The following is a 269-nucleotide window of genomic DNA, read 5'->3' as shown; positions in this document are numbered from 1 at the left end:
AAAGTGTAAGAGCAGGTAATAGCTCCTTCAACCGGTTCATCATACGAGTACCTGCCTTTGCAACATACTAAGAAGCTCATCTTTCAGCGCTAATACTTCCGGTTTATATAAATCTTTTCTTGTCCGATTATGATCAAGCGGTACAATCCTCTCGGTTAAAGTAGTTATCGGTTGCTGCTCTACCACTAAAATTCGATTAGAAAGAAACAATGCTTCTTCCACATCATGAGTGATAAATAAAATTGTTTTTTCCCACTCTTTCCATTGTT

1 pseudogene is annotated in these 269 nt (G+C 37.5%); it reads right to left on the bottom strand.

Going from position 1 to position 269, the window contains the following annotated elements:
- Positions 1-39: 39 nt before the first annotated feature.
- A pseudogene (locus tag F1003_RS18770) lies at positions 40-269 on the bottom strand (hypothetical protein); the annotation flags it as partial.

The sequence above is a fragment of the Winogradskyella ouciana genome (genome assembly GCF_009709615.1).
GTDB classification, from domain to species: domain Bacteria; phylum Bacteroidota; class Bacteroidia; order Flavobacteriales; family Flavobacteriaceae; genus Winogradskyella; species Winogradskyella ouciana.
This window is presented reverse-complemented; position numbering and strand designations above follow the sequence as displayed.